Source organism: Vogesella perlucida (assembly GCF_979366545.1).
On record NZ_CEETRO010000006.1, the window covers coordinates 94,820 to 118,936 of the forward strand.

The following is a 24,117-nucleotide window of genomic DNA, read 5'->3' on the forward strand; positions in this document are numbered from 1 at the left end:
GTGGCTGGCTTAGTTTTTTGCCAGCTCGGCCTGGAGGTCGTCCAGGGTAATGTGCCAGTAGTGCATCATGTGGCGTAGCAGCAGCATTTCCGGATCACTGATTGTATTGTCCGATTTGCAAATGTCCAGCGCCAGTGCGCAGCAGATCACGCGCTTGTTGCGCTCGGTTACGCCATCCAGGATGACGTTGGTGCGCTCGGAGGCCAGCAGGTGGATGGTGCCGTCTTCTTCGGCTTCATCGGAGATATCATCGCAGTAATCTACCAGTACCTTGATGAAGTCTTTGCGGCTCAGCCCCAGCAGCTCGTAGACGTGCAGGTTTTCCAGGGTTTCGATTTCGCGCGGGTCCATATTGCCATCGGTAATCATGAACATGGCAAGAATGCGTGCCAGGGCTTCCGGGCTGTTTGGCGCGTATTTTTTCATGGCGCGTTTCCTTTTTCGTGTGCCGCCAGCCGGGCAGTGAATGCCATGGGGGCCGGGGCAACTTTTCGTTGTTGATAGTCAAAAAACACCACACCCGTCTTGATGCGTAGTGCTTCTTGTTGAGTTCGGGTGTTGCTGGCGGTGTAGACGATATCAAAGCCGTACCGGTTGTGGTCTGTCAGGCCCAGTTCGAAGCACAGTGTATCGCCATGAAACACTTCAGCCTTGTACATTGCCGCAGCGTCACTAACGATAATACCGAAGCCTTCGATATTTAGCTCGGTGTAATCGAGTGATTTGAGCCAGCGCAAGCGTACTTCGTGTGCCAGGCGCAACGCAGCGTCATTGCCCATATGGCCGCCGTAGTTGATGTCGGCAATGGCGACTTGCAGTTCGGTGCGGAACACCATGTTTTGCGGAAGGTCTAGTACGATGCGAGCCATGCGATTGTCCTTATTCCAATGATGTAATACTGCGCTTGCTGTTAATCTTTATCAATCCCTGTGTGATGGCTTGCGCTAGACTTGAATAACACGTGAGACAGGAGGTCATATGTATCAGCGTATTTATATTCCGGTAGACGACAGCACCACATCTGCGTTGGCGCTGGCTGAGGCATGCAAGCTAGCGAAAGAAGTCGGCGCGGCGGTGCGTCTGGTGCATGTGGTCGATCTGGCCCAATTTGGCTGGGGCGGTGCCGAGTTTCTGGATGCGGCCGAGCTGCAGGGGGCTATCAAGCAGGCTGGCGAGCAGGTGTTGGCCGCATGCCATGCCAAGGTGCTGGCGCAGGGGCTCACGGCAGAGTCGCATATTCTGGAAAGCTGGGGCGACCGTATTGCCAGCGTGATTGTCGAAGATGCCAATAGCTGGGGTGCCGACCTGATGGTGATGGGGACGCACGGCCTGGGGGGCTTGCTGCACTTGCTGATGGGCAGTGTGGCGGAGGGCGTGTTAAAGCAGGCGGATGTGCCTGTGCTGCTGGTGCGCAACCCGGGTGATGACTGACGGGCTGGCTTGTTAGCCATAAAAAAACCCCGGCCAACTAGCCGGGGTTTTCACACGCTGACGATCAGGCTTCGGCAGTATCTGCGCTGCCTTCGGTCTGGGCATCCATACGGGCACGTACGGCTTTGCGCAGGCTCTTGTACAGGTCAGGGTGGGTCTCTTTCAGGTATTCCACGATTTCGAAATCTTCGCGACGTACTTTTGTCAGGTCGATTTGTTCAACATGGACCAGGCGCAGCAGTTCGCGTACTGGCTTGGGCATGTTGCGGCCGCTTTCGTAGCGGCTGCCGCCAGACTGGGTAACGCCGATGCGGCTCCAGAATTCTTGCTGGTTCAGGCCCAGTTTGCGGCGGATTTCACGTGGATTGGCGATTTTGTCAAACAGTTTCATAGCGTTCCTCGCTTCTGTTCAATTCAGGGATCCGGATGCTATCCGGGTGACGTTTTAAAGATGAAACTATGGAACAAGGTCATTGCCGAGTCCCTTTATGTACTGCATATGATAGCAGTATTTTTAAGCGATCAAAAGAAAAATGCTCTAGGGATTGTCAATAGATTTTGATCAACAAATTTAGTTCAATCAAAATTTGTGAAGCAGAGGAACGGATAAGACGAGGGGGGAGGGGTGGCGAGCCTGAACCCCGGCACTTGCACTGAATAGCTGTGGCTGCTTCCTTCCGGACCTGACCAGGTTGGCTACCGTACAATGCGGGGGGGCCCGCCGTAGAGAGAACGCATAATACATGCCTTAGACCGGTCTGCCAAGCCTGGCGCGGGTTTTTTAGCCGAAAAAGCCAGCTTGCCGTAGTTTGCATGCCGCTGGCAATTGGGTATGCTGCCCATAGCACACCACCTGTTGAAAGGCACCCGCCATGACTTGTCTGCCCCACACCGAAGCGATCCTGTCCCGATTGTTATCCTTTGATACCACCAGCCGCGACTCTAACCTGGCGCTGATCCAGTGGGTGGCGAGCTGGCTTGAGCAGTATGGCGTGGCAAGTACGCTCACATTTAATGATGAAAAAACCAAGGCTAACCTGTTTGCGCATATCGGTGACCCGGCGCTGCCTGCCGTGGTGCTGTCGGGGCATACCGATGTCGTGCCGGTAGACGGCCAGTCATGGCAGTTTCCGCCTTTTGACATGACCGTGCGCGATGGCCGGATATATGGTCGCGGCAGTGCCGACATGAAGGGTTTTATTGCTTGCGTGCTGGCCGCCGTGCCGCGCTGGCAGCAGCTTCAGGCCGACGGTGGCATGACGCGCAGCCTGGGCATTGCGCTGTCCTATGATGAGGAAGTCGGCTGCCTGGGGGTGGGGCGGCTCATCGATGACCTGATCGCCCGCCAGGTGCCGGTGGCGGGTTGCATTATCGGGGAGCCTACCATGATGCGCCCGGTGATCGCCCACAAGGGTATCGCGCACTACCGCGTGCACGTGTGTGGCCGTGCGGCGCATTCGTCGCTCACACCGCAGGGGGTGAATGCAATCGAGTATGCGGCGCGGCTGGTGACGCACATCCGTAAGCTGGCGGATACCGAGCAGTCATTCGGTAGTCGCCACCCTTTATATGATGTGCCCTTTGCCACGCTGCAAACCGGGCTGATAAAAGGCGGCAATGCGGCCAATATCGTGCCCAAGGACTGCGAGTTCGTGTTCGAGATGCGTTGGTTGCCGGGTGATCAGCACGAGCGTTTTGTGGCATCCGTCAAAGACTATGCGCAAGTTTTGCTGGCCGAGATGCAGCAGGTGGCGCCCGAGGCGGATATCCAGTTCGAAGCCCTGGTGAATTGCCCACCGTTCGAATACACGCCGGGTAGCGAAATTACCCGCCATGTCGAGGCGCTATGCCAAGGCTGCAGCCACGATGCGGTGGCGTACACCACCGAGGCCGGTCGTTTTCACGAGGCCGGCATCCCTTGCGTGGTGTGCGGGCCTGGGTCTATCGAGCAGGCGCACCGCCCGGATGAATTTGTCGCCCAGGCGCAGCTGGCGGCCTGCGATGCCTGGCTGGATCAGCTGTTCTTGCGCCTGAAACAGGCATAAAGCGGCGGTAAACTACTTTACGCCCGACGCGTCCAGCCTCAGAATCCCTGCTCCCGAATAAGGGGCCGAGTACCCGCCCTGTCACAAGCAGGGCGGGTTTGTTATTGGTTTTGACGTTGGACCGCATATGAAAAACGAAACAAGACCCGCAGCACAACAGACTGCGGGCAATAGCCGGGACGCCTTTACCTCCAGCTTTGGCGTGCTGGCCGCAACGCTGGGCTCAGCCGTGGGGCTGGGCAATATCTGGAAGTTTCCTTACGTTACCGGTGCCAACGGTGGTGCCAGCTTTTTGGTGGTCTACGTGCTGGCCACCTTGCTGGTAGGCCTGCCGGTGATGATTGCCGAGATCATGCTGGGCCGTAAGGCCAAGGCCGATGCGGTGACCACCTTGCGTACCCTGGCCCCCGCTGGCCAGCCGTGGTGGCTGATTGGTGGTTTTGGGGTGATCGCCGCTTTTCTGATCATGTCGTTTTATTCCGAAGTGGCCGCCTGGGTGTTTGCCTATGTGTTCAAGGCAGTGCGCGGCGACATCCTGTCCAGCGACCCGGCGGTGACGTCGGCTGCGTTTGGTGCCTTGATTAGCGACCCGGTGCAGTCGCTGCTGTGGCAGTGGGCCGTGCTGCTGATGATTGGCGGCATTTTGCTGATGGGCGTGGCCAAGGGTATCGAGGCGGTGACCAAAAAGCTGATGCCGGTGCTGTTCTTGCTGCTGCTGGTGATTTGTGCGCGTAGCCTGATGCTGCCGGGCGCCATGGATGGGCTGTCGTTCCTGTTTACCCCGGACTGGAGCAAGATCACCGGCGAAGTGGTGCTGGTGGCTATGGGCTTGGCTTTCTTCAAGCTGTCTATCGGCATGGGCACCATGATGACTTATGGCAGCTACTTCCGTGATGACCAGAACATTCCCGCTACCACGCTGCGCGTAATGAGTGCCGACCTGTTTGTGTCCATGCTGGCCGGTATTGCCATCTTCCCGGCGGTATTCAGCTTCGGCTTCAAGCCGGAGGCGGGCCCGTCGCTCTTGTTCATTACCATTCCGGCGGTGTTTGCCAGCATGCCGATGGGCCACCTGTTCATGGTGCTGTTCTTTGTGCTGGCAGCCGTGGCCGCTACCGGTGCCATGCTGTCCATTCTGGAAGTGCCGGTATCGGTGATGGCAGGCCGTCTGGGTGTATCGCGCAAGAAAGCCACGCTGATCAACCTGCTGTTGCTGGCGCTGATTGGTGCGACCTGCGCGCTGTCCAACAGCCTGCTGGCCGATGTCAAACCGTTCGGCATGACCTTCTTCGACCTGTTTGACTATATCTCGTCGTATATCCTGATGCCGCTGGGCGGGATTTTCATCTGCCTGTTTGTGTCCTGGGTGTGGGGCAAGGGCAATATGGCCGCCGCGCTGAGCAACGAAGGCCGACTGGCCAATGGCAAGGTGGTGGCAGGTCTGTATGTGCTGTTGAAGTTTGTGACCCCGCTGCTGATCTTGCTGGTGATGCTCAAGGGTTTGGGCTTGCTGTAATGCAGGTGGGTTGTCAGTGAAGCAAGGTTGGCCGCAGCGTGCGGCCAACCTTTTTGTTTATGGGAGATGTCATGAAAATTGTTCGTATCAGCCAGCAAAATATCGTGCCGCAACAAGACCGTCCCAACCCGCAGCGGCTGGTGGCAGGTAACCCGTTGCGGCATACCTGGCCGGTCTATGACAGCACAGATGGCGTGTGCGCTGCGGGCATCTGGTCGTGCGAAACCGGTGCCTGGCGCATTGCTTTTGCCGATAACAAACACGAATTTTTTGCCGTGATCACCGGCCGCGTATGTCTTGTAGACGAGGCAGGGCATGCCGAGACATTTGGCCCGGGTGAGGCAGCGGTGATCCCGGCGGGCTTTCGCGGCGAGTTTCGTGTGCTGGAGCCGGTAAGCAAGTACTACGTGATCGTGACGGCGGTGTCTGCGGTTTAGTCGCGTTGGTAAGCGTCCGGGTCCACGGGTGGGGCATCAAAGCCGTTGATGTCTCTGGCGGGTTTGTTCAGCTGTAGCAGTATCAAGCCGTTGAGTCCGCCAAAAAGCCAGGCTAGCAGAAAGAATACCGAATAGGCGCTGAGCTCATCGCGGAAAAGCTGTTTGCCATGCAGTGCCAGCTCGTAGGGGTCGAAAACCGAGAAGAAGCAGGTGGTGGCCAGCAGGGCGGTCAAGAACGATGGCCATAAAACCAGAATAAGCTTGCGCATGGGGGCTCCTTGGTTTGTCCGTGTACGCCATGCAGTATAGGCAAATGAAAAAAGCCGCGCAGTGCGCGGCTTTTTTGTTCAAGGCTTACTTCACCTTGTTAGCGTACATGAAGTTTTCCAGCTTGTTCTCGGCCAGGTTGAACCAGCCGTGCTGCAAGGTGCGGAACTTCTTCCACTCGGTATAGATTTTCTTGAAATCCGGGTTGGTGCTGGCTTCTTTTTCGTACAGCTCGAAGGCGGCTTTTTGCGCGGCTTTCATGATGTCGGCCGGGTACTGGTGCAGCTTGGTGCCTTTTTGCAGCAGGCTCACCAGTGCTACCGGGTTCTTGGCATCGTATTCGGCTTGCATGCTGATGTTGGCTTCCGCTGCGGCGACTTCAAACGCAGCCTTATAGGCTGGTGGCAGCTTGTCCCATTCTTTCTTGGATACATAGAAAGACAGGTTCGGGCCCGGTTCCCAGAAGCCCGGGTAGTAGTAGTGCTTGGCTACTTTATAGAAGCCCAGCTTCTCGTCATCGTACGGGCCTACCCATTCGGTAGCGTCGATGGTGCCTTTTTCCAGCGCAGGGTAAATGTCACCACCGGCCAGGGTTTGCGGTACGGCGCCCAGTGCGGCCATGATTTCGCCACCAAAGCCCGGGATACGCATTTTCAGGCCTTTGAGGTCGGCCAGGGATTTCACTTCTTTGCGGAACCAGCCGCCCATCTGGGTGCCGGTGTTGCCGCCGGGGAAGTTCACCACATTGTATTTGGCAAAGAACTCGCGCATCAGCGCCATGCCGCCGCCGTAGTAGAGCCAGGCGTTTTGCTGGCGGGAAGTCAGGCCGAAGGGCAGGGCTGTGTCAAACGCAAAGGCTTTGTTCTTGCCCACGTAGTAGTAGCTGGCGGTATGGCCGCATTCCACGGTGCCGTTCTGTACTGCGTCCAGCACCTGGGTGCCCGGTACGATCTCGCCGCCCGGGAAGGAGCGGATCTGGAACTTGCCGCCGGTCAGCTCGGCAACGCGTTTGCCTAGCTGTTCGGCTGCGCCATAAATGGTATCCAGGCTTTTCGGGAAGCTGGATGCCAGGCGCCAGCGGACGGTTGGGCCGTCATTGGCGAGCGCCGGGGCTGCCACCGCTGCGGTGGCCAGGCCGGCTGCACCGGCTTTCTTCAGAAACGAGCGTCTTTCCACAGTGATCTCCTAGTGTTGTTTACTGCTGTGCTCTCAGGCTTTGTGGTTTGCCTGAAAATCTATTTGTTGCCGGATACGATGTCCAGCAGCTTGTTTCGATAGAGGCGACATGACATCTGTCGCCTCATTTTGTGTGGTTTATTTGCCTGTCAGCTCTTTGAGCAGGTCGTCAGACTGGCTGCTCTCCGGTGCCGAGGCTTCGCTGGCCGAGGCGTCGGCTGCCGGAATGTCGGCTGGCAGCTCGGCGGACGGGGCGCTGTCCATCTGCTGCATGATGGCGGCGGCGTCTTCTGCGTTGGTCTTGACTTCTTCATGCAGCGAGCCGGTTACCAGTTTCGGGAAGGCAATCAGCAGCCCTACCATCACCATCTGGATTAGCACGTAAGGTACGGCACCCCAGTAGATCTGCGTGCTCTTCACTTCCTTGGGTGCCACGCTACGCAGGTAGAACAGCGCAAAACCGAACGGCGGGTGCATGAAGGAGGTCTGCATGTTCACCCCCAGAATCACCCCGAACCAGATCAGGTTGATGTCCAGGCTCTGTGCTACCGGGGCCAGCAGCGGTACCAGAATGAAGGCGATCTCGAAGAAGTCCAGGAAGAACGCCAGGAAGAACACCATGATGTTCACAACGATCAGGAAGCCGGTAGCACCGCCTGGCAGGCCAGTCAGCAGGTGCTCTACCCATTGGTCGCCGTTAACGCCCAGGAAAGCGATACGGAACACGCGGGCACCGATCAGGATGAACACCACGAAGGTGGACAGCTTCACGGTGGAGTCCATGGCTTGTTGCAGCAGCTTCATGTCCAGGCGTTTGTTCATCAGCGCCAGGATGATGGCACCGACTGCGCCCATGGCACCGCCCTCGGTAGGCGTGGCAATACCCAGGAAAATAGTGCCCAGCACCAGGAAGATCAGCAGCAGCGGCGGAATCATCACCAGGACTACGCGCTTGGCCAGCTGTGCGCCGCGCAGGGTGCGCGCCTCGGGTGGCAGGGCTGGGGCCCACTGTGGTTTGAACAGCGTGATCAGGAAGATAAAGATGGCGTAGAACAGGCACAGCAGCAGGCCTGGTGCCATGGCGCCAGCGTACATGTCACCTACCGAGGTGCCCAGCTGGTCGGCCAGCACAATCAGCACCAGCGATGGCGGGATGATCTGTGCCAGGGTGCCGGATGCCGCGATGACACCAGTGGCAATACGCGTGTCGTAGCCGTAGCGCAGCATGATGGGCAGCGAGATCAGGCCCATCGAAATTACCGAGGCGGCCACTACGCCGGTGGTAGCAGCCAGCAGGGCGCCGACAAAGATCACCGCATAGGCCAGGCCGCCGCGTACCGAGCCAAACAGTTGGCCGATGGTATCCAGCATGTCTTCTGCCATGCCGGAGCGTTCCAGTATCAAGCCCATGAAGGTAAAGAACGGTATCGCCAGTAGCGTGTCGTTACGCATGATGTCGTATACCTGGTTGGGCAGGGCTTGCAGCAGCTCGGGGCGCAGCAGTTCAAAGTGGATGCCGATCCAGCTGAACAGCAGGCCGACCGCGCCCAAGGCAAAAGCTACCGGGTAGCCGATCAGCAAAAAGGCGATCAGCGAGCAGAACATAATGGGGGCTAGCATGTCGAGGCTCATACCGGCTCCTTGTGAACGTCAGTGTTTTTTTCGGAAGGGTCGGTAGCCAGGCCTTGCAGGAAAGCTACGCGCTTGATGATTTCGGACACGCCCTGCGCCAGCAGCAGCGAGAAGCCTACCGGAATCAGCAGGAAGGCAGGCCAGCGAATCAGGCCGCCGGCGTCGGACGACATTTCGCCGCTTGCCCAGGCGTCCATGAACATGGGCCAGCCATACATGATGATGATCACGCAGACCGGGGACAGGAAGAACACGGTGCCAATAATGTCGATCATGGCCTGACCACGCTTGGATAGTTTGCCGGCCAGCAAATCGATGCGGATGTGTTCGTTCTTTTGCAGGGTATACGCCGCGGCCAGCAGGAACACGGCCGAGAACAGATACCACTGGATTTCAAGGAAGGCGTTGGAGCTGATGTCGAACGCCTTGCGGATGACCGCGTTTCCGGCGCTGATGAGCACGACGACAAGCACGAGCCATGACGCAGCCCGGCCCACGCGTGCGTTGATCGCGTCGATCAGACGCGACAAGGCAAGCAGTGAATGCACTGGTTTTCTCCTGTGTAGTGTTTTTACAGCTTTAGCTGCTTTTTATCAGCCTTCTCCAAGGCTGCTACCGTTATCGGTTGCTGCTATAGAAACACAGGGCGTGGCACTTGCAAAGTACAAACGGGTAGGGGATTACCCTTGGTTGTCTGGCTGGCGGCGTTTGAGCTGCAAACGCAGGCAGTCGTGGCAGGTGTGCACTGCGGCTATGCGCCAGCTTTGTAGCGGCTGGTAACCCAGCACGGTGGTGTGCAGCCAGCGTTGTACGGTGGGTATGTCGCGCCAGTGCAGGGTGAGGTGTTGTTGGTCTATGGCCAGCCACGGCAGGGATGCGGCCAACCTTTGCAGCAGGCGCGTGGCCATGCCGCTATTGGCAGCCAGACTGGCTGCCTTGCCCAGCAAGTGGCCGCGCAGGCCGGGCTGCATGTCGTCAGCTTGCAGGTGGTAGCGCAGGCGCAGGCTGTCGTCACCTGGCGTGACGGGTTCGGGCTGGCAGTGCAGCTGCAGGATGGTGGCGGCGGGGTGGTGCAGGTGTAGCCAGAAAACCGCACCGTGTTCGTCCAGCAGCAGGTCTTCCACCGTGAGTTCGTCGCTATCCAGCCAGCTTTTCAGCTGTTTGAGCAGCAGCGCGGCGGGCAGGCTGATGCCGTCGCGGTGCAGGCGCGGGCGCAGGGTTTGCCAGCGCTGCCAGCGCGCGGTGTCCATCTCAGTCGAACAGGGTTCGCGCGCCCTCGTAACGGGCGGCGAAGTAGCTGTTGTCCAGGCGGTCCACGCGAATCACGCTATTGCTGCGGGGCGCGTGCACGAACTTGCCGTCGCCGATGTAGATGCCCATGTGCGAGAACGGTTTGCCCAGCGTGTTGAAGAACACCAGGTCACCCACGCGCATGCGGCTATTGTCGATGGGGCGGGCCAGGCTGGCGATCTGCGCGGCATTGTGTGGCAGCTTTACCTTGGCGGCGTTCTGGTAGATGTAGGCCACCATGCCGCTGCAGTCCAGCCCGGCTTCCGGGTTGCTGCCGCCAAATTTGTAATCGATATCCAGCAGGCTCAGGGTGTACATCAGGATTTCACGGCCAGCGCCCTCGGCTTGCAGGCCGGCTAGGCTAATGCCGGGCCGGCTGGCGGGTTTGGCCGGTTTTTTCGGGGTGGGTGGGGCGCTGGCGCAGCCCGCCAGTGCCAGCGCCGTGGCCCAGAGCACCAGCCCTTGGCGGCTGGCCAGCTGCGCGAGGGTGGTGCGTTTCGTCATGCCTGTTTTGCCTCCAGTGCTTCCCAGCGCTCCAGTTTTTCCAGCAGCAGCAGGTCGATTTCTTCGATACGCGCTTGCCAGCCGCGTGCTTCCAGCGGGGCGCTGCGGTAGGCGTTGGGGTCCAGCAGTTTCTCGTTCAGCTGGGCTTGTTCGCTTTCCAGGTCGGCGATCTCTTGCGGCAGGCGCTCCAGCTCGCGCTTTTCGTTAAAGCTGAGTTTCTGCGTGCGGGCGCTACGGTCGCGTTCCGGCTTCGCATCCACGTTGGCCGCCAGGTTATCTTTGCGCGCCGGGGTATCCTGCTTCATGGCGGCCATGCGGGCTTTGGTGTCTACCCAGTCCTGGTAGCCGCCAGGGTATTCTTCCAGCCGGCCTTCGCCTTCAAAGGCAATCACCTGGGTGACGACGTTGTCCAGAAAGGCGCGGTCGTGGCTGACCACAAAGACGGTGCCGGTGTATTGCTCGATCAGCTCTTCCAGCAGCTCCAGGGTATCGATGTCCAGGTCGTTGGTGGGTTCGTCCAGCACCAATACGTTGGCCGGGCGGGTAAACAGCCGCGCCAGCAGCAGGCGGTTGCGCTCGCCACCGGAGAGTGAGCGCACCGGGCTGCGCGCGCGTTGTGGCGAGAACAGAAAGTCCTCCAAGTAGCTCATTACGTGCTTTTTCTGGCCGCAGATTTCCACAAAATCGTTGCCCTGGCTGATGATGTCGGCCACGCTGGTTTCTTCGTCCAGCTGGGTGCGGAACTGGTCAAAGTAGGCTACTTCCAGCTTGCTGCCGCGCTTGATGCTGCCGCTGTCGGCTTCCAGCTCGCCCAGAATCAGTTTCAACAGCGTGGTTTTGCCGGCGCCGTTGGGGCCGATCAGGCCGATTTTGTCGCCGCGCAGAATGCGGCTGGTAAAGTTCTTGATCAGCGTGCGGCCTTCGAAGCCCTTGCTCACATGCTCCAGCTCGGCCACCAGCTTGCCGGAGCGCTCGCCGGCGTCCAGCTGGAAGTTGACCTGGCCTACGCGCTCGCGGCGGGCGGCGCGCTGGCGGCGGATTTCTTCCAGGCGGCGCACGCGGCCTTCGTTGCGGGTGCGGCGTGCTTCTACGCCTTTGCGGATCCACACTTCTTCCTGTGCGTGGAATTTATCGAAGATACGGTTCTGTTCTTCTTCTACAGCCAGTTCTTCTGCTTTGCGTACCTGGTAGGCACCAAAACTGCCGGGGTAGCTGCGCAGCAGGCCGCGGTCTAGCTCGATGATGCGGGTGGCGATGTTGTCCAGAAAGCGGCGGTCGTGGGTGATCAGCAGCACGCTACCGGCAAAGTTCTTGATCAGGCCTTCCAGCCACTCGATGGCACTCATGTCCAGGTGGTTGGTAGGCTCGTCCAGCAGCAGCACGTCCGGGCGGGCGGCCAGCGCGCGGGCCAGGGCGACGCGTTTTTTCCAGCCGCCGGACAGCTCGCTGACGAGCGTGTCTGCATTCAGCCCCAGGTGGGACAGGGTGGTGCTGATCAGGGCGTCGAACTGCCAGCCGTCGTGCGCTTCCAGTGCGTGCTGGATGTCGGTCATGCGCGCCAGTACGGCTTCGTGGTTGGCCGCAGGGTCGGCCAGCTGCTGTGTCAGGTGGTGGTAGTCGGTCAGCAGGGCTTTGAGCGCGCCCAGGCCTTCGGCGACGGCTTCGAATACGGTGTGCCCGTCACTGAATACCGGCTCTTGCGGGACGTAGGCTACCTTGATATCGCTTTGCTGGATGATGCGGCCATCGTCCAGCTTTACCGTGCCGGCGATGGCTTTCAGTAAAGACGATTTGCCAGCGCCATTGCGGCCGATCAGGCCGACGACCTCGCCGCTTTCCAGCGAAAAGTCCACTTTGTCCAGCAGGGCATGGTGCCCGAAGGCAAGGCAAGCGTTATCTACGGTAATCAGGGCCATAATGTATTGTGGGTGTACGGGGCAATTGCAATGGTGGCGATTGTAGCATGAGCGTGTGTTTGCCCTTCGCCTGCCGCCCTGTGGCTGCTACAATGCGCGCCAACTTGAAGCCTGCCTGCCGGCGGGTATCTGTGAAAGGATTCGCCATGTATTTTGTTGACCGATCGGTAGCCGTAATCAAACCCAAAGCCCCGTTTCTGGCGTGGCTCAACGCCGTGCCGGACAACGACATGATCGAGCTGACGCTGGATACGCTGCGCGCAGACAGTACCGTGATCCTGCTGCCGGAGTTCGACGAGCCGGAAGAGGCCGTGGCCCACGTAGACGAGATTTTCGAGCAGCTGTTCCGCCTGGAACTGGCATCGTGGTACGAAGACGAGTCGCTGTGGCCGCAAGACCGCTCGCTGAAAACCTTCTGGGAATGGTTCGATGTCGAGATCCACTCCACGCTGCTGGATACCGTGGACGCTGACATCATCAACTCGCCGGTTGACCCAGCCTGATTGGTAGCCTGCCGTGCATCAGACAGCCATCCCGCCTTTTGCGGCCAACCTGGCGACCAGCCGGCTGGCTTGCGGGGTGCTATTGCTGATGTGGCTGGCTTTGCTGGCCGCGGCCAGCGTGCTGGATACGCAATCGCAGCTGGTGCTGCTGCTGTGCGGCGGCCTGGCCAGTGTGTCCTTGCTGCGCAGTAGCGGTATGGCAGGGCGGGTGGGCAGTTTTACCGTGGATGCACGTGGTGCCTGCCATGTGCAGCTGCAGCGGGTGGCCGTGTTGCCCGCCAGTGTGGCGCTGCCCTGGCTGGTGGTGCTGTGTGGCCGCACGGCCGATAAAAAAGACCTGACCCTGCTGGTGTGGCGCGATGCCGTGCCGGCCCAGACGCACCGGGCGCTGCGTGTCTACGTGCAGTGGTGCCGTACGCCAGCGGCCAACCTTGCAGAAGAAAATTAGAGAATGAGTACGAACACCCCACCACATCGCGACAGCAGCCTGCAAGACTGGCTGCAGTATCAGGAAGGTCTGCACGTAACGGCAATCGATATGGGCCTGGTCCGCGTGGCCGCCGTGCGGGATGCCATGGGCCTGCAGCCGGGCTTTCCCGTCATTATCGTGGGCGGTACCAATGGCAAGGGTTCGGTGTGCGCCATGCTGTCTACCATGCTGAGTCGTGGCGGCTTCAAGGTGGGTACGTATACCTCGCCGCACATCATCCGCTACAACGAGCGCATTGCCATCGATATGCAGCCGGTGAGCGACCAGCGCATCGTGGATAGCTTTGCGGCCATCAATGATGCCCGTGGCGACACCTCGCTAAGCTATTTCGAGTTCGGCACCCTGGCCGCCATGCATACCTTTATGGCAGAGGGCGTTGATGTGGCTGTGCTGGAAGTAGGGCTGGGTGGCCGCCTGGACGCCGTAAACATTTTCGAGCCCGCAGTGTCGGTGGTGGTGAGTGTGGATCTGGACCACCAGGCCTACCTAGGTAATACGCGCGAGCTGGTGGGTTTTGAAAAGGCCGGTATTTTCCGCGCCGGTAAAGTGGCCATTTGCGCCGACCCCAACCCGCCGCAAAGCCTGCTGGACCATGCTGCGCACCTGGGTGCGGACCTGAAGCTGGTAGGGCGCGATTTCGGCATTACGCGCATGGACAACCAGTGGTCGTTCCATATGGGCGCTGTGCACAAGCACGCGCTGCCTATCCCGGCGCTGCGTGGCGAATACCAGATGGTGAATGCCGCGGCGGCACTGGCGGCACTCGAGGCGGTAAAAACCTGGCTGCCGGTAGGTATTGGCGCCATCAAGCGCGGCCTGCTGGAGGTGGACTGGCCGGGGCGCTTCCAGGTATTGCCGGGCCGCCCGCTTACCATTCTTGATGTCGGCCACAACCCGCATGCGGCACGTGCGTTGGCCGATAGCCTCAAGCGCATGGCCTTTGCCAGCAAACGCATCGCCGTGTTCTCCATGCTGGCTGATAAAGACATGGCTGCGGTGGTGGGCTTGCTGAAGGACGAATTCGACGTGTGGCTGGTGGGTGGGCTGGGCATGCCGCGCGGCCGCACGGCAGAAGACATGGCCAACGAGCTGGAAAATCTGGGGGTAAAGGGTGTTAGCCGTTACCAAACGATACCCCTGGCCTGGGATGCCGCCTTATCGCAGGCCGGCGAGAATGATAGAATCGTGGTATTCGGCTCTTTCCACACCGTGGCCGAGGTGATGGAACATCGCCTTCACCGCGCATCATAAGGACACCTGATGGCACTTTCCACCCATGACGAATTGCTGTTGCTGCGCAAGCGAGCGCGCCGCCGCTTGGTGGGCGCTGTCGTGATGGTGAGCTTGTCTACAGCGGTACTGTGGAATGTGGTGGATGCCTTGCCGGAGCAGGCCATGAAGCCGGAGGCGGTAGACATCACCGGCTTGCAGGCTGCTTCTCAACCTGCCGCAGTGGTGGCACCACCTGCACCCCCGGTGGCGGCCTCGCAGCCCGTGACGGATTTGCTGGCCACACTACCGCCAGACGAACCGGAAACTGCCTCGTTGCCTGCAGCTCGCCCGCCTGTTGTGCTGGCCAAGCCGCCTGTGGCAGAGCCTGTGCCGATAGTTGCACCTGCTGCGTCAACACAAGCGGTGGTACAAGCGGCAGTGCCGGCTATCAAGCCAGAGCCCAAACCGGCACCTAAGCCTGAAGTGCCGCCCGAGCCTAAACCACAGGCCAAGCCCAAGGCCGAGCCTAAGCCTGCGCCGAAAGGACCCGCCAAGGACAACAAGCCCAAGCCCGTCGCCGAGAAAAAAGCCCCCGACCCGATGGCTATTCTGGAAGGGCGTGAGGCACATCCCGAGCCGGCGAAGCCGGCCAAAGAAACTGTCGCCGAAGCCACGCCCGCCAAGGCCGAAGGTGGCAAGAAGTTCAGTATCCAGCTTGCTGCTTTGTCCGACCCGCAGAAGGTGGATGCTTTGCGTAGCAGGTTGGCCGCAGCCGGTGTGGCTGCCCGTTTTAGCAAGGTGCAAACCAGCAAGGGTGAGGTCACGCGCGTGCGCGTAGGGCCATTCAAATCGCGCGAAGAGGCCGATGCTGCCATGCGCCGCCTGAGCAAGGCCGGGGTGACCGGCATTGTGGTGGGGGCGGAATGACCTGGCTGGACTACCTGATTCTGGCGCTGATTGCCGGCTCTATCATGTTGTCACTGTTTCGCGGGCTGGCGGCCGAGGTGCTGTCACTGTTTTCATGGCTTATCGCCTTCTGGTCGGCGCGTAGCCTGTCGCCCATGGTGGCTGATTTTATCCCCTTGCCCGGCGATGGCCTGCGCCTGGTAGCGGCTTTCCTGCTGTTATTGGTGGGCGTGTGGCTGCTGGCAGGCGTGTTGCGGGCTTCGCTCACGGTCATGCTGGATGCAGTGGGGCTGGGTGGGGTAAACCGTTTTTTTGGCGCCGTATTCGGCTTGATACGCGGCATGCTGCTAGTGACGGTGGTGATGATTCTGGGTGGGCTCAGTAACCTGCCGCAGTCACCAGCCTGGCAAGATGCCTTGCTGGTGTCACCATTTCAGGCCGTGGCGGTGGCAGCCAAGCCTTGGCTGCCGGATGCCTTGGCGCAGAAAATGAATTTTTCATAGCTTTGCAATAGAGGGGTGGCGATGCGTTGGCATCGTCACCCCTTGTTTTTACTCGTGTAGTCTGGGGATTAACTATGTGTGGAATTCTTGGGGTGGTAGGTCAGACACCCGTAAACCAGCTGTTGTATGACGGTTTGCAGTTGTTGCAGCACCGTGGTCAGGACGCAGCCGGTATTGTTACGGCCAACGGTAAGACCTTTCACATGCACAAAGGCAGCGGTCTGGTGCGGGATGTATTCCGTACCCGCAATATGCGCTCCTTGCAGGGCAATGCCGGTATCGGCCACGTGCGCTACCCCACCGCCGGTTCGGCATCTTGCCTGGCCGAAGCGCAGCCGTTTTACGTGAACTCGCCGTTCGGCATTGTGCTGGCACACAACGGCAACCTCACCAATACCGACGAGCTGAAGTCGGACATGTACCGCAACGATCTGCGCCACATCAACACCAATTCCGACTCGGAAGTGTTGCTGAACGTGTTTGCGCACGAGATCGCCGCACGCGTGGAAGGTGCCTCGCTGACTGCTGACGCCGTGTTTGGCGCGGTAGAGGCGGTACACCGCCGCGTGAAGGGTGCTTACGCCGTGGTGGCCATGATCGCCGGCTACGGCCTGGTAGCATTCCGCGACCCGCACGGCATTCGCCCGCTGGTGATGGGCTGCAACGAAGTGGATAACCGTACCGAGTACATGTTTGCCTCCGAATCCGTGGCGCTGGACTGCTCCGGCTTCAAGGTGCTGCGCGATGTGCTGCCCGGCGAGTGTGTGTACGTACGTTTCGACGGCGAGATGCAGTCCAAAGTGTGCGCCGAGAAAACCCAGCTGGCGCCTTGCCTGTTCGAGTACGTGTACTTTGCGCGCCCGGATTCGGTGATCGACGGCGTGTCGGTGTACCAGTCGCGCCTGGTGATGGGTGAGATGCTGGCCGAGAAGATCCGCCGCCAGTACCCTGATATGGAAATCGATGTGGTGATCCCGATCCCCGATTCCAGCCGTCAAAGCGCGCTGCAGCTGGCCAATGCGCTGGGCCTGCCGTACCGCGAAGGTTTCATCAAGAACCGCTACATTGGCCGCACCTTCATCATGCCGGGCCAGGCAGTACGCAAGAAATCGGTGCGCCAGAAGCTGAACCCGGTGCCGATGGAGTTTGCCGGCCGCAATGTGCTGCTGGTGGACGACTCCATCGTGCGCGGTACTACTTCTAAAGAAATCGTGCAGATGGCGCGTGACTCTGGCGCCAAGAAGGTGTTCTTTGCCTCGGCTGCTCCGGCGGTACGCTTCCCGAACGTTTACGGTATCGATATGCCAACCCGCGCCGAGCTGCTGGCTACCGGCCGCAACGAGACGCAAATCGCTGCTGAAATCGGTGCCGACGCGGTGATTTACCAGGATCTGGACGCGCTGGAGCAAGCGGTGCACAGCCTGAATCGCGAGCTGAACGTATTTGAAGCTTCGTGCTTTAGCGGCTGCTACATTACCGGCGACATCAACGAAGCGTACCTGGATGCGATCGAGGCGGCGCGCGGCAAGGGCAAATCTGCTGGCAAAGAAGCGAAAGATGGCGAAGATGCAGGCAGCCAGATGGTAGACCTCAACCTGAATGTGGCTGAGCAAAACCTGATGTAATGTGCTTATAACGACAAGGGTTGGCCGCTGCGGCCAACCCTTGTTATCGTTAGGCCTTGTATTCAATCGCCCGTGTCGAGACCCAACATGTCCAGTGACGACCCTTGTCTGAGCCTGCACCCGGAAACCCTGGCCATCCGTGCTGGCCGCGAAACCAGCGAGTATCGCGAGCATAGCCAGAGCCTGCAGCTTACTTCCAGCTTTACCTTCGATAGCGCCGCCCAGGCTGCCGCCATGTTTCTGGGCGAAATCGACGGCTTTACCTATTCCCGCTTTACCAACCCTACCGTGGCAGCGTTCCAGCAGCGCCTGGCCGCGATGGAAGGTGCCGAGCGTGCTGTAGCTACCTCTACCGGTATGGCGGCTATCCAGGCCACCATGCTTACCCTGCTGAAAAGCGGCGACCACATCGTGTCCTCGCGCAGCCTGTTTGGCTCCACCATTAATCTGTTCAATGGTGTGCTGGCCAAGTTTGGCGTGGAAACCAGCTATGTCGATGCGGCCAACCTGGACGCCTGGCGCGCGGCCATCAAGCCGAATACCAAGGTGTTTTTCCTGGAAACACCATCGAACCCGCTCACCGATCTGGCAGACATTGCCGCCGTGGCGGCCATTGCACACGAAGCAGGGGCCTTGCTGGTGGTGGATAACTGCTTCTGCTCGCCAGCCCTGCAGCAGCCTATCAAGCTGGGTGCCGATCTGGTGGTGCACTCTGCCACCAAGTACCTGGATGGCCACGGCCGTGTGATGGGTGGCGCGGTAGTGGGGAGCGACAAGCTGGTGGAACAGGTGTATCTGCACGTTCGTACTGCAGGCCCGTCGCTGGCACCGTTCAATGCCTGGGTGTTGCTATCCGGCCTGGAAACCCTGCATCTGCGCATGGAAAAGCACTCAGCCAATGCGCTGGCGCTGGCGCAGTGGCTGCAGCAGCAGCCTGCGGTGGAAAAAGTGTTTTACCCCGGTTTGCCAGACCATCCGCAGTACGAGCTGGCGCAGCGCCAGCAGAAAAGTGGCGGGGCGGTACTGTCGTTCCAGGTAAAAGGCGGGCGCGAAGCAGCCTGGAAAGTGGTTGATGCCATCCGGCTGATCTCCCGTACGGCCAACCTGGGCGACGTGAAAACCACGCTGACTCACCCGGCATCGACCACCCATGCACGCATTACCCCGCAGGCCCGCGCTGAAGCGGGTATTACCGAGGGTTTGCTGCGCGTGGCGGTAGGGCTGGAGCACATAGAAGACCTGAAAGCAGATTTGCTGCGCGGTCTGTAAAGAAACAGTTATTTCAATCAAGCGGCAGTCTAAACTGAAGACTGCCGTTTTTGATTGCAAAAATTATAAAGGCTAGGCGATGCAATTCTTGACATGCGTCAATTTTAAACGTAAGTTTCAAACGCTTGTTCTAAAGTCATGATGAGCAAGGCGACGCAATTACTTACCCCGATCAAGGTGCAAGACAGCATGGAAGCGAATAAACCCGATACCGCAACACGAATTCTGGACGTCGCAGAACGTCTGTTCGTCGAGCACGGTTTCGAGGCTACTTCGCTTCGCATGATTACACAGCAGGCAGAGGTTAATCTGGCTGCGGTGAATTACCACTTTGGTTCCAAGGATGCGCTGTTCGAGTCCGTATTCATGCGCCGTATCGGCCCCTTCGTGGCGGCCTGTCTGGCCGAGCTGGATACGCTTGAGCAGTCTGGACAAACACTGACAGCCGAGCAATTGGTGGTGAGCTTCATCCGCCCGTGCCTGGCCCTGTCTAAAGACCCTGCGAGGGGCGGGGCGCTGTTTGTCCGGCTGATGTCGCGCACGCTGGTAGAGAATCACCGCCTGCTGCGCGAGGCACTGAATCAGCAGTACAGTATTTTTGTACAGCGCTATACCAGTGCGTTTCAGCGTGCATTACCCCAGTTTGGGGCCGAAGATATCGCATGGCGCATGCATTTCGCTTTCAGCGTAATGTTCAACGCCTTTGCCGGTAATGATGTGTTGAAGATTTTTGTCCGTAGCCAAGTGGTGACCGCCCGCGACCCGGACATGATCGTGAAACACCTGGTACCTTTTGTCGTGGCAGGGTTGACGGCGCCCATCTGATTGACTTTTCACAGGGTCAACACGAGGGTTAACCATAATGACATCTGCCGTTATTCTCGTCCTGCTGATGGGCGCGCTGGCTTACTTCCGCGCGCCTGTCATTGCCTGGACTATCGCCATTGCAGGCTGGCTTGCTAGCCTGCAGTTTGTCTGGGGCTGCCAGGTTCCTGTTGCCGTATGGGCCGTTTTCGGCGTCATCGCGGCGATATTGAACCTTACCCCACTGCGCCGCGCCGTGTTCACCGGCCCGGTGTTCACCATCTTCAAAAGAATCACCCCTGCCATGTCCCAGACAGAGCAGGAAGCGATCAACGCCGGTACCGTCTGGTGGGATCGTGACCTGTTCTCCGGCAAGCCGGACTGGAACCGCTTGCTGTCCTTCCCGGACCCGAAGCTTACCGCCGAAGAACAGGCCTTTATCGATGGCCCGACCGAAGCGCTGTGCAAAATGATCGACGACTGGAAGATCACGCACGAGCTGAAAGACCTGCCGCCAGAAGTGTGGCAGTTCATTAAAGACCAGGGCTTCCTGGGCATGATCGTCAAGAAAAAATACGGCGGTCTGGAGTTCTCTAACTACGCGCACGCCAAAGTGGTGACCAAGATCGCTACCCGTGGCGGTACGGCAGCTGTGTCGGTGATGGTGCCGAACTCCCTCGGCCCCGGCGAGCTGCTGCAGCACTACGGTACCGAAGCGCAGAAAGACTACTACCTGCCGCGCCTGGCTAAAGGCGTGGATGTGCCATGCTTTGCGCTGACCAGCCCGTATGCGGGCTCCGATGCCGGTGCGATCCCTGACTTTGGTGTGGTATGCCGTGGCAGCTACACCGACCCGCGCAGCGGCCAGCACCACGAGAACGTACTGGGTATCCGCGTAAGCTGGGAAAAACGCTGGATTACCCTGGCGCCCGTGGCGACCGTACTGGGCCTGGCATTCAAGATGTACGATCCGGACCACCTGCTGGGTGACAAGGAAGATATCGGCATTACTTGCGCGCTGGTACCGACCGAGCACGAAGGCGTGTGCATTGGCCGTCGTCACTTCCCGGGCGGTGCTGCCTTCATGAACGGCCCGACCTGGGGTAAAGATGTGTTCATTCCGCTGGAGTGGATCATCGGCGGCCGCGATTTTGCCGGCCAAGGCTGGCGCATGCTGGTGGAGTGCCTGTCGGTAGGCCGCTGCATCTCCCTCCCTGCCATGTCGGTAGCCTCCGGCAAGGTAGCTTCCTATACCACCGGTGCGTATGCCCGCATCCGCGATCAGTTCGGTCTGTCCATCGGCAAATTCGAAGGCGTAGACGAAGCCATGGCGCGTATCGGTGGCTTTACCTACCAGATGGAAGCCTCGCAAGACCTGGCCTTGACCGCGCTGGATATTGGCGAGAAGCCGTCGGTATTGTCTGCTGTGCTCAAATACCACAATACCGAGCGCATGCGCAAAACGCTGAATGACGCCATGGATGTACATGGTGGCAAGGCCGTGGTGCTGGGTCCGCGTAACTATCTGGCGCGTGCTTACCAGGCGATTCCTATTGCCATCACGGTAGAGGGTGCCAACATCCTGACGCGCTCCATGATCATTTACGGTCAGGGTGCCATCCGTTGCCATCCGTTTGTACTGCGTGAAATGAAAGCCGCCATGGCCAATGATGGCGCCGAGTTCGATAAGGCCATTACCGGCCACATCAACTTCGTCATCAGCAACGTGTTCCGCTCGCTGTGGATGGGCTTGACTGGCGCCAAATTTGTCGGCAGCCCGAAAGGCGGCGATGTCGCTACTTACTACAAGCAGCTCACCCGTTTCTCCAGTGCTTTTGCCTTGCTGTCCGACATGGCCATGTTCAGCCTGGGTGGCTCGCTGAAGTTCCGCGAAAAACTGTCTGCTCGCTTGGGTGACATGCTGTCCAATCTGTACATTGCCTCGGCTTGCCTCAAGCGCTTCGAGCGTGATGGTGCCCAGAAAGAAGACCTGCCGGTGCTGAAATGGGCGGTAGAAACCGCCCTGTACGACCTGCAGCAGGCCATGGATGGTTTCCTGGCAAACCTGCCAAGCCGCGTGTTGGCCGCAGTGCTGCGCAAGGTGATCTTTCCGTGGGGTCTGACCCTCAAGCCGGCCAGCGACCGCGTTGGCACCCAGGTTGCGCGCAGCCTGATGGAGCTGGGCCCGACCCGCGACCGTCTGACCAAAGGCATGTTTGTGTCGGCTGACGAATCCGACCCGGTTGGTGTGCTGGTGCCAGCCTTGAAAGCCATGCTGGAAACCGAGCCGGTAGAGCAGAAGCTGCGCAAACTGGGCCGCGATGGCAAGTTTAAAGCCATTACTGCGCGCGAGCGTCTGGCTGAGGCTTTGGCTGGTGGCATCATTACCCAGCAAGAGTTTGATGCGGTAACACGTGCACGCAAACTCAAGCGCGATGTCATCATGGTGGACGACTTCGACATGAAGATGGAGCACCACGACGAGCAATTGTTGCAGCGCCTGATTTTCTGATGCACTAGCATGTAAGTGGGGTGGGCGAAAGCCCACCCTCCTGCTGATGTCATTTTGCAGGCAGAGTGACATCAGGAGGGGCAAACATGCAAAACAACCCGATTGAATCCGCGCGCCAGCCAGTGCTGCGCTTGCGTGCCGAGCCGCGTAGTACCAATGCGCACGGTCGCGTGCAGGCAGGGTGGCTGTTACACCAGATCGACCTGGCTGGTGCAACATCTGCCGAGCGCATTGCCAAAGGTGCGGTCACCACCGTGGCAGTGAATGCGTTCCAGTTTGCCCAACCCATTCATGTGGGCGATGTAGTGTCCATCTACGCCAGCTGTTTGCGGCTGGGGCAGAAATCCGTCACGCTGAAACTGGAGGTGGAAGCGGAGCGTATGTCAGGTGAGGTGGTGGTGATTACGGACCTTATCGCCACATACGTCGCTATTGATGCCGATGGCCAATCCCGTCTCATCTGATGCATTGTGTGTTTCAAGATAACGGTGAAACGACCGTTTGGAACGAATGCTCGAAAATGCTGGAAATACTTATCTAGTCTGGTAGTATCAATGTTAGATCGACGATACAGTACGGTCACAACAGCATGACAAACAATGCACAGAGGGAATAACACATGAAACTGAAACACCTCAGCCTGTCCGTGATGATGATGGGTGCTTCCGCAGCCGTAATGGCCTCCGGCTACCATTTTGGTACTCAGTCTGTCAGTGCGCAGTCCACCGCTAACGCCAATGGTGCCGAAGCGAATGATGCCTCGACTATTTTTTATAATCCGGCTGGGATGACAAAGCTCGAAGGTACCAATTTTTCGGGTGTGCTGAACGTTGTGGTACCGCATGTCGAGTTTGCCAATAATGGTTCTTCCACAGCAGCTGGCGTGGCGATCAAGGGTGGTAATGGTGGCAAGATCGTTGACCCTGCCGCTGTGCCTCATCTTTATGTTACCCATCAGCTGAATGATAAGCTGACTGCTGGTTTGGGTATTTTCGTTCCTTTTGGCTCTAAAACTTCCTACGATCGTGATTGGGTTGGTCGTTATAACATTATCGAGACCGAGCTCAAGACCATCACATTCAACCCAAGCTTGGCGTTCAAATTGTCCGAGAAAGTGTCTGTTGGTGTGGGCATTAGTGCTCAGCATATCGAAGGCAAGCTTGTTAAAGGTGTGGACTCGGGTACCAGCTTGGTTAATGCGGCTAGGGCCGCCGGTGGCTTGACAACAGCAGCCCATTTGGCTGCTGCTGCCCAGATTTCCGGTAATTCGGCACTGGATGGTACTGTTGATGTAAACGGAGATGATTGGGGTTTCGGCTACAACTTCGGTGTGCTGTACGATATCAATGATCGGACTCGTGTAGGTCTGGCTTATCGTTCTGCGATTGAGCACACCCTTAAAGGCGATGCCAAGTGGGCGTTGAAACCTTCAGATGCAACTGCAACTGTTAATGCCTTGACTAGCATGGGTGTAGCAGCGGGTAACCTTGCTGCGGCTGCTAGTGGTTTGGCTACCGCCAGAGCGGCCGTGACTAATAGCAATGCTTCGCTGAAAGTAAAAACACCGGACTCGCTGTCTCTGAATTTCTTCCACAGCCTGAATGATCGCTGGGATGTGATGGGTGATTACACCCGCACTTTCCACTCGAAGTTCCAGGAGCTGCGGATTGATTTTGACAACACGCTGCCAGATAGCATTACCCCTGAAAAGTGGAAAGACACCGATCGTATCTCGCTTGGCGTGGCGAACAAGTATTCCGATCGTCTGAAACTGCGTGCTGGTGTGGCCTATGATGAAACACCGGTTGCTAATGAGAGCCTGCGTACACCGTCCATTCCTGATAACGATCGTTACTGGTTGTCTCTGGGTGGTAACTATGCACTGGATAAAGACCGTTCGGTAGATTTTGCCTACACCTTCGTTAAGATCAAATCGTCTAACACCAACAATAATGACTGGTGCGATGGTGCTACCGTTTCTTCTGTGACTTGCACCTCCAGCAAGGCAACATTGAAGGGTAGCTACAAGTCGTATGCCCAGATTATCGGCGTACAGTACAACCAGCGCTTCTGATGCAC

The 24,117-nt window shown here is 58.7% G+C and carries 25 protein-coding genes and 1 other RNA gene; 15 read left to right on the forward strand and 11 right to left on the reverse strand.

From position 1 onward, the window contains the following. Positions 1-9: 9 nt before the first annotated feature. Together ACZ9XP_RS10430 and ACZ9XP_RS10435 are read right to left on the reverse strand one after the other, a co-directional pair. On the reverse strand, positions 10-426 hold the full coding sequence (locus ACZ9XP_RS10430) for a hypothetical protein (protein WP_017509134.1): 417 nt from the start codon (positions 424-426) through the stop codon (positions 10-12). Continuing rightward, entirely contained in the window at positions 423-869 is a 447-nt protein-coding gene (locus tag ACZ9XP_RS10435) for a thioesterase family protein (RefSeq protein WP_147682278.1), read from the reverse strand. Before ACZ9XP_RS10435 ends, ACZ9XP_RS10430 begins: the two co-directional genes overlap by 4 nt. Before the next feature lie 109 nt (positions 870-978). On the opposite strand from ACZ9XP_RS10435, the gene ACZ9XP_RS10440 reads away from it, so the two are divergent. After that, a complete protein-coding gene (locus ACZ9XP_RS10440; protein ID WP_147682279.1) occupies positions 979-1,431 on the forward strand; it encodes a universal stress protein in 453 nt (150 codons plus the stop codon). 64 nt (positions 1,432-1,495) lie between these two features. On the opposite strand, the gene ACZ9XP_RS10445 is transcribed toward ACZ9XP_RS10440, so the two are convergent. Both ACZ9XP_RS10445 and ffs read right to left on the reverse strand, forming a co-directional pair. Then, positions 1,496-1,822, reverse strand: coding sequence for a helix-turn-helix domain-containing protein (locus tag ACZ9XP_RS10445; protein WP_017509137.1), 327 nt, complete (start codon positions 1,820-1,822; stop codon positions 1,496-1,498). Between the two features lie 233 nt (positions 1,823-2,055). Continuing rightward, positions 2,056-2,154: signal recognition particle sRNA small type (gene ffs / locus ACZ9XP_RS10450), an RNA gene on the reverse strand. 149 nt (positions 2,155-2,303) lie between these two features. Here ffs and argE point away from each other — a divergent pair. From argE to ACZ9XP_RS10465, 3 genes are all read left to right on the forward strand, one after another. Further along, complete coding sequence (argE, locus tag ACZ9XP_RS10455; RefSeq protein ID WP_465188381.1) at positions 2,304-3,476, forward strand: acetylornithine deacetylase; 1,173 nt, start codon at positions 2,304-2,306, stop codon at positions 3,474-3,476. A 127-nt stretch (positions 3,477-3,603) separates the two neighbouring features. Then, positions 3,604-4,992, forward strand: a complete 1,389-nt coding sequence (locus ACZ9XP_RS10460) for a sodium-dependent transporter (protein ID WP_465188382.1) — start codon at positions 3,604-3,606, stop codon at positions 4,990-4,992. Positions 4,993-5,063: 71 nt separating this feature from the next. Next, positions 5,064-5,429 carry a cupin domain-containing protein gene (locus ACZ9XP_RS10465; RefSeq protein WP_465188383.1) on the forward strand — a complete coding sequence of 122 codons (366 nt, stop codon included), beginning with the start codon at positions 5,064-5,066 and terminating at the stop codon, positions 5,427-5,429. Here ACZ9XP_RS10465 and ACZ9XP_RS10470 read toward each other — a convergent pair. From ACZ9XP_RS10470 to ACZ9XP_RS10500, 7 genes are all read right to left on the reverse strand, one after another. After that, the gene (locus tag ACZ9XP_RS10470) at positions 5,426-5,698 is read right to left on the reverse strand and encodes a hypothetical protein (protein ID WP_465188384.1); all 273 of its coding nucleotides are present in this window, start codon (positions 5,696-5,698) and stop codon (positions 5,426-5,428) included. The two genes, ACZ9XP_RS10465 and ACZ9XP_RS10470, sit on opposite strands and share 4 nt — an antisense overlap. An 85-nt stretch (positions 5,699-5,783) precedes the next feature. Next, complete coding sequence (locus ACZ9XP_RS10475) at positions 5,784-6,872, reverse strand: TRAP transporter substrate-binding protein (protein ID WP_147682284.1); 1,089 nt, start codon at positions 6,870-6,872, stop codon at positions 5,784-5,786. A 138-nt stretch (positions 6,873-7,010) separates the two neighbouring features. Further along, a complete protein-coding gene (locus tag ACZ9XP_RS10480; RefSeq protein WP_465188385.1) occupies positions 7,011-8,492 on the reverse strand; it encodes a TRAP transporter large permease in 1,482 nt (493 codons plus the stop codon). Positions 8,493-8,500: 8 nt separating this feature from the next. Then, the gene (locus ACZ9XP_RS10485) at positions 8,501-9,052 is read right to left on the reverse strand and encodes a TRAP transporter small permease subunit (RefSeq protein ID WP_147682286.1); all 552 of its coding nucleotides are present in this window, start codon (positions 9,050-9,052) and stop codon (positions 8,501-8,503) included. A gap of 132 nt (positions 9,053-9,184) precedes the next feature. Then, the gene (locus ACZ9XP_RS10490; protein WP_147682287.1) at positions 9,185-9,754 is read right to left on the reverse strand and encodes a hypothetical protein; all 570 of its coding nucleotides are present in this window, start codon (positions 9,752-9,754) and stop codon (positions 9,185-9,187) included. A 1-nt stretch (position 9,755) separates the two neighbouring features. Next, a complete protein-coding gene (locus ACZ9XP_RS10495; protein WP_240803339.1) occupies positions 9,756-10,298 on the reverse strand; it encodes an NlpC/P60 family protein in 543 nt (180 codons plus the stop codon). Next, the gene (locus ACZ9XP_RS10500; RefSeq protein WP_465188386.1) at positions 10,295-12,214 is read right to left on the reverse strand and encodes an ATP-binding cassette domain-containing protein; all 1,920 of its coding nucleotides are present in this window, start codon (positions 12,212-12,214) and stop codon (positions 10,295-10,297) included. Before ACZ9XP_RS10500 ends, ACZ9XP_RS10495 begins: the two co-directional genes overlap by 4 nt. Positions 12,215-12,360: 146 nt before the next feature. Here ACZ9XP_RS10500 and ACZ9XP_RS10505 point away from each other — a divergent pair, with 146 nt between their 5' ends. From ACZ9XP_RS10505 to ACZ9XP_RS10555, 11 genes are all read left to right on the forward strand, one after another. Beyond that, complete coding sequence (locus tag ACZ9XP_RS10505) at positions 12,361-12,717, forward strand: hypothetical protein (RefSeq protein ID WP_147682289.1); 357 nt, start codon at positions 12,361-12,363, stop codon at positions 12,715-12,717. Positions 12,718-12,730: 13 nt separating this feature from the next. Then, a complete protein-coding gene (locus tag ACZ9XP_RS10510) occupies positions 12,731-13,165 on the forward strand; it encodes a protein YgfX (RefSeq protein WP_147682290.1) in 435 nt (144 codons plus the stop codon). 3 nt (positions 13,166-13,168) lie between these two features. After that, positions 13,169-14,458 (forward strand): bifunctional tetrahydrofolate synthase/dihydrofolate synthase, encoded by a 1,290-nt coding sequence (gene folC, locus ACZ9XP_RS10515; protein ID WP_147682291.1) that lies wholly within the window; start codon positions 13,169-13,171, stop codon positions 14,456-14,458. Between the two features lie 9 nt (positions 14,459-14,467). Continuing rightward, on the forward strand, positions 14,468-15,346 hold the full coding sequence (locus tag ACZ9XP_RS10520) for an SPOR domain-containing protein (protein WP_240803340.1): 879 nt from the start codon (positions 14,468-14,470) through the stop codon (positions 15,344-15,346). Beyond that, positions 15,343-15,828 (forward strand): CvpA family protein, encoded by a 486-nt coding sequence (locus ACZ9XP_RS10525; RefSeq protein WP_147682293.1) that lies wholly within the window; start codon positions 15,343-15,345, stop codon positions 15,826-15,828. Before ACZ9XP_RS10520 ends, ACZ9XP_RS10525 begins: the two co-directional genes overlap by 4 nt. A 74-nt stretch (positions 15,829-15,902) precedes the next feature. Next, complete coding sequence (gene purF, locus ACZ9XP_RS10530) at positions 15,903-17,453, forward strand: amidophosphoribosyltransferase (RefSeq protein ID WP_147682294.1); 1,551 nt, start codon at positions 15,903-15,905, stop codon at positions 17,451-17,453. A gap of 87 nt (positions 17,454-17,540) precedes the next feature. Next, positions 17,541-18,722, forward strand: a complete 1,182-nt coding sequence (locus ACZ9XP_RS10535) for an O-succinylhomoserine sulfhydrylase (protein WP_147682295.1) — start codon at positions 17,541-17,543, stop codon at positions 18,720-18,722. Positions 18,723-18,911: 189 nt separating this feature from the next. Continuing rightward, positions 18,912-19,547, forward strand: a complete 636-nt coding sequence (locus ACZ9XP_RS10540) for a TetR/AcrR family transcriptional regulator (RefSeq protein WP_147682296.1) — start codon at positions 18,912-18,914, stop codon at positions 19,545-19,547. 37 nt (positions 19,548-19,584) lie between these two features. Continuing rightward, entirely contained in the window at positions 19,585-22,038 is a 2,454-nt protein-coding gene (locus tag ACZ9XP_RS10545; RefSeq protein ID WP_147682297.1) for an acyl-CoA dehydrogenase, read from the forward strand. 86 nt (positions 22,039-22,124) lie between these two features. Continuing rightward, positions 22,125-22,502, forward strand: a complete 378-nt coding sequence (locus ACZ9XP_RS10550; RefSeq protein WP_147682298.1) for an acyl-CoA thioesterase — start codon at positions 22,125-22,127, stop codon at positions 22,500-22,502. A 155-nt stretch (positions 22,503-22,657) separates the two neighbouring features. Further along, on the forward strand, positions 22,658-24,112 hold the full coding sequence (locus ACZ9XP_RS10555; protein WP_147682299.1) for an OmpP1/FadL family transporter: 1,455 nt from the start codon (positions 22,658-22,660) through the stop codon (positions 24,110-24,112). The last annotated feature ends 5 nt before the right edge of the window (positions 24,113-24,117 follow it).